The following is a 3,962-nucleotide window of genomic DNA, read 5'->3' as shown; positions in this document are numbered from 1 at the left end:
GGGTCGTGCAATTGAAGGCGCTGCGGCCCGATCTGCGCATCGAGCCCCTGCGTGGCAACCTCGACACCCGGTTGCGCAAGCTCGACGAGGGCGGCTATGACGCCATCGTGCTGGCAGCTGCCGGCCTGAAGCGCCTGGGCTTGGCCAACCGCATCCGCGCGCTGTTCGACGTCTTGCAGATGATTCCGGCGGCCGGGCAGGGGGCGCTGGGCTTGGAGATCCGCGAAGACGACGAGTCGTTGCAGCAAGCCCTGGCGCGGCTGATCCATGAACCCACCTGGCTGGCCACGCACGCCGAACGCGCCGTCTCGCGTTCGCTCGGCGGCAGCTGCTCGATGCCGCTGGCAGCTCACGCCACCTGGCCCGAGCCCGGCCAGTTGCACCTGGCGGTGGCGTTGGGTGATGGCGAGAACAACTTGCTGCCGCTGCTGAAGGCCGAGGTGCAAGCCGAGGTGGCCGATACCGACGCGGCCGAGGCCCTGGGCCGGCAGGCCGCTACGCGCCTGCGCGAATCCGGCGCTGCGCGCTACCTGGCCCCGCTGGGCGGATGAGCCCCGACACCGCACCGGCCCGCTGCGCGCTGGTGACGCGCCMGCGAGCCCAGGGCGTGGTCTGGCGGCAGCGGCTGCGCGCCTTGGGTGTGCAGGCCGAGTTGTTGCCCTTGCTCGAGATCGGCCCCGCGCCCGATCCGGTGGCGCTGCGCTTGTGGTTCGCCGCTTTGGCCGCGGGTGGTCCGTTTCAGCCGGCAGCGCTGGTGATGTTCGTCAGCCCGAATGCCGCGAGCGGCTTGTTCGACGCCTTGCCGCCGGGCTGGCGCTGGCCCGACGGCACGCTGGCCGCGGCCACCGGCCCTGGCACTGTGGCGGTGCTGCGAGCGGCGGGGGTGCCGGCTGAGTTGATCGTGGCGCCGCCAGAGGACGCGGCGCAGTTCGACTCCGAAGCCTTGTGGGCGGTGCTCGAACCGATGCGGGCCTGGACCGGCCAACGGGTGGGTATTGTTCGTGGCGACGGTGGGCGTGACTGGCTCGCCACCCAGCTGCGGGCGGCGGGCGCCCGCGTCGGCTTCGTCCAGGCGTATGTCCGCGGCGCCCCACGCTTGAATTCTGAAGAGCAGGCGCTGATGGCGCGCGCCTTGGCGCAGCCGGMGGCCTTTGTCTGGCTGCTGAGCAGTTCCGAGTCGATCGACCATCTGCAAGCCTTGGCGCCGGCCGCTGACTGGTCAGTCGCATTAGCTATGGCGTCGCACCCGCGCATTGCTGAGCGAGCACGCGAATTGGGGTTTGGCCGGGTGATCGAGCTGAAGCCTTCGCCTGAAGCGGTAGCGCAGGCCCTAGGCACGCTGCGTGCCTAGATTTGTCGGATCGCGGGCGGCGGCGTCGCGCCGTTGCTTCCACTGACAACCCCTTGCTTCCTGGCGGCGCAACACTGTGGCGCGGAAGCCGCGCGCCCCTGTGGTGAACAAGGCCCGTCGATACAATCCCGCGCACACCGTGAACGCCCCTGAATTGCCCTCGTCTTCCCCGGCGCCCGCCGCCGCTGAACCGGTGTCTGCGGCACCTGCCCCGGCAGCCGTGGTCAGCCCGGCAAGCCCGGCGATGTCGCCCGCGCGCAGCCTGATGTGGCCGCTGGGCGCATTGGCGCTGACCGTGCTCAGTGTCGCCAGCCTCTCGCTGGTGTGGAGCACGCAGCAGCGCGTCAAATCGCTCGAACAAGAGCTGGTGCGACGCCAGCAAAGCAGCCAGGACCAGTCGACCGAAGCGCGCCTGCTGGCCCGCCAGGCCCATGACGCCGCGGCTGATGTGGCCGCCAAGTTGGCGCTGGTCGAGGCCCGAGTGGCGGAATCGGCGCTGCAGCGCACGCAAGTCGAAGAGCTGATCCAGTCGTTGTCACGCTCGCGCGATGAAAACGTGCTGGCCGACGTCGAGGCCGGTTTGCGTGTCGCGCAGCAGCAGTCGGCCATCACCGGCAGCGCCGAGCCCATGGTGGCCGTGCTGCGCCAGGCCGACGAACGGCTCGCGCGCTACAACCAGCCGCGGCTCGAGCGGGTGCGTCGCGCTGTTGCGCGCGATCTGGACCGCGTGCGTGCCGTCACCGTGGCCGATGTGCCCAGCCTGTCGATCAAGCTCGACGAAGCGGTGCGCCAGATCGACGAACTGCCGATGCTGGTGAACCCCGAGCGCAAGGTGGCCGTGGCGGCGCCCGTTCCTGCGTCGGCACCAACGCGTGACCCATCAGCGTCTGCCGTGCGGCGCCAGGCAGAAGACTGGCTTGGCCTGCTCGACCAGGCCTGGCAGCGTGTGGCCACAGAAACCTGGGCCGAAGTGCGTTCGCTGGTGCGCGTGACGCGCATCGACCAGCCCGAGGCGATGCTGGTCGCGCCTGAGCAGGCCTACTTCCTGCGCGAAAACCTGAAGCTGCGCCTGCTGAATGCGCGGCTGGCCTTGTTGTCTCGCCAGTTCGACCAGGCCCAGGGCGACCTGTCCCAGGCCCAGGCCTCGCTGGAGCATTACTTCGACCGCAGCTCGCGCCGTGTGACCACGACCGCCGAGCTGCTGCGCCAGGTGGCCTCGCAGACCCGCCAGGTCAACCTGCCGCGGCCCGACGAGACCCTGGCCGCGCTGGCCGCAGCTTCGGCTGGTCGCTAGCAAAGGGCGAAGGCTGCATGCGCTCGGTCATCTGGCTGGTGTTGTTGTTCACCGCGGCGGTCGTCACCGCCACGGTGCTGGGCCGCAACGATGCGCTGGTGTCGGTGTTCTACGGCACCGTGCGGGTCGACTTCTCACTCAACCTGTTCCTGCTGCTGCTGCTGGCATTGGTCTTCATCGTCTTCGCTGGCCTGCAAGCCGCCCAGTCGCTGCTGAGCCTGCCGACGCGTGCGCGCGAGTGGCGCGAGCAAAAGCGCGAGCGCGCCGCAGGCACTGCGCTGCGCGAGGCGCTGGCCGAGTTGTTCGCCGCGCGCTATGCGCGCGCCCAGCGTGCCGCGYAACGGGCACTCGACCTGCAAGCGCTGAGCAGCGGCTTGCGTGGTGATCTGCAGTTCACTGTGCTGGCCGAGATGGTGGCGGCCTCGGGCCTGCACCGGCTGCAAGACAAGAAGGCCCGCGACGAGCATGTCAACACGGCCCTGGCGCTGGTGCGGGGCCGCATCGGCAGCAGCACCGCGTTCGATGGGCTGCAACTGTTGAGCGCCGAATGGGCGCTGGAAGACCGCGACGCCGAACGTGGCCTGGCCCTGCTGGCCGAGTTGCCGCCCGGTGTGGCCCGCCGCACCCAAGCGCTGCGCTTGAAGCTGCAGGCTGCGCGCCAGCAACGGCGGCCCTTGGACGCATTGCAGACCGCGCGCCTGCTGGCCAAGCACCAGGGCTTCTCGGCGCCGGCCGCACAGTCGCTGCTGCGTTCTTTGGCCATCGAAGCGATCGAGCAGGCTTTCGATCTGGACCAGCTGCGCCGCGTCTGGGCGAACCTCGACGCCGACGACCGTCGCGATGCATTCGTCGTTGCCCGTGCCGCACGGCGTGCACAGTCCATGGGCCACGCGGCCCAAGGCCGCACCTGGCTGCAGCCCTCGTGGGACGCTATCGCCACCGCCGGCCCGGACGCTCGCCGCGAACTCGCGCTGGCGTTGATCGACTGCGCGCCGGGTGTCGGGAGCGACTGGTTGCCGCGCATCGAATCGGCCCTCGCGGTGCATGGCCACGAGCCCGCACTCGTCGCCGCGGCCGGCATGGCCTTCGCCGATCGCCAGCTCTGGGGCAAGGCCCGCCGCCCGCTCGAGCAGACGGCCTCTTCTTCCAGCCTGCCTTCACCGGTGCGCCGTCAGGCCCTGCGTTGCCTGGCCGCGATCGCCCGCGAAGAAGGGCATGAGGAGCACGCCCACAACTACGACCAGCGCGCTGCTGCGATCGATTGATTGGGTGCATCGCACAACGAAAGTTGAGACAACAAAAAAACCCGTGCTATAC

General features: G+C 69.9%; 3 protein-coding genes and 1 pseudogene. All 4 read left to right on the top strand.

Features of this window, described 5'->3' with window-relative positions; translation table 11 throughout:
* A pseudogene (locus tag AC1DYI_RS28840) lies at window positions 1-551 on the top strand (hydroxymethylbilane synthase); the annotation flags it as partial.
* Entirely contained in the window at window positions 548-1,351 is an 804-nt protein-coding gene (locus AC1DYI_RS28835; protein ID WP_477207555.1) for a uroporphyrinogen-III synthase, read from the top strand. The pseudogene AC1DYI_RS28840 and the gene AC1DYI_RS28835, both read left to right, overlap by 4 nt.
* Before the next feature lie 139 nt (window positions 1,352-1,490).
* A complete protein-coding gene (locus AC1DYI_RS28830) occupies window positions 1,491-2,645 on the top strand; it encodes a uroporphyrinogen-III C-methyltransferase (RefSeq protein WP_477207554.1) in 1,155 nt (384 codons plus the stop codon).
* A gap of 17 nt (window positions 2,646-2,662) precedes the next feature.
* Window positions 2,663-3,910 (top strand): heme biosynthesis HemY N-terminal domain-containing protein, encoded by a 1,248-nt coding sequence (locus AC1DYI_RS28825; protein ID WP_477207553.1) that lies wholly within the window; start codon window positions 2,663-2,665, stop codon window positions 3,908-3,910.
* Window positions 3,911-3,962 lie beyond the last annotated feature (52 nt).

It is taken from the genome of Ideonella sp. P3_A4, from assembly GCF_056403075.1.
Note: the sequence above shows the minus strand (reverse complement) of the source record. Positions and strands in the feature narration are given on the sequence as shown.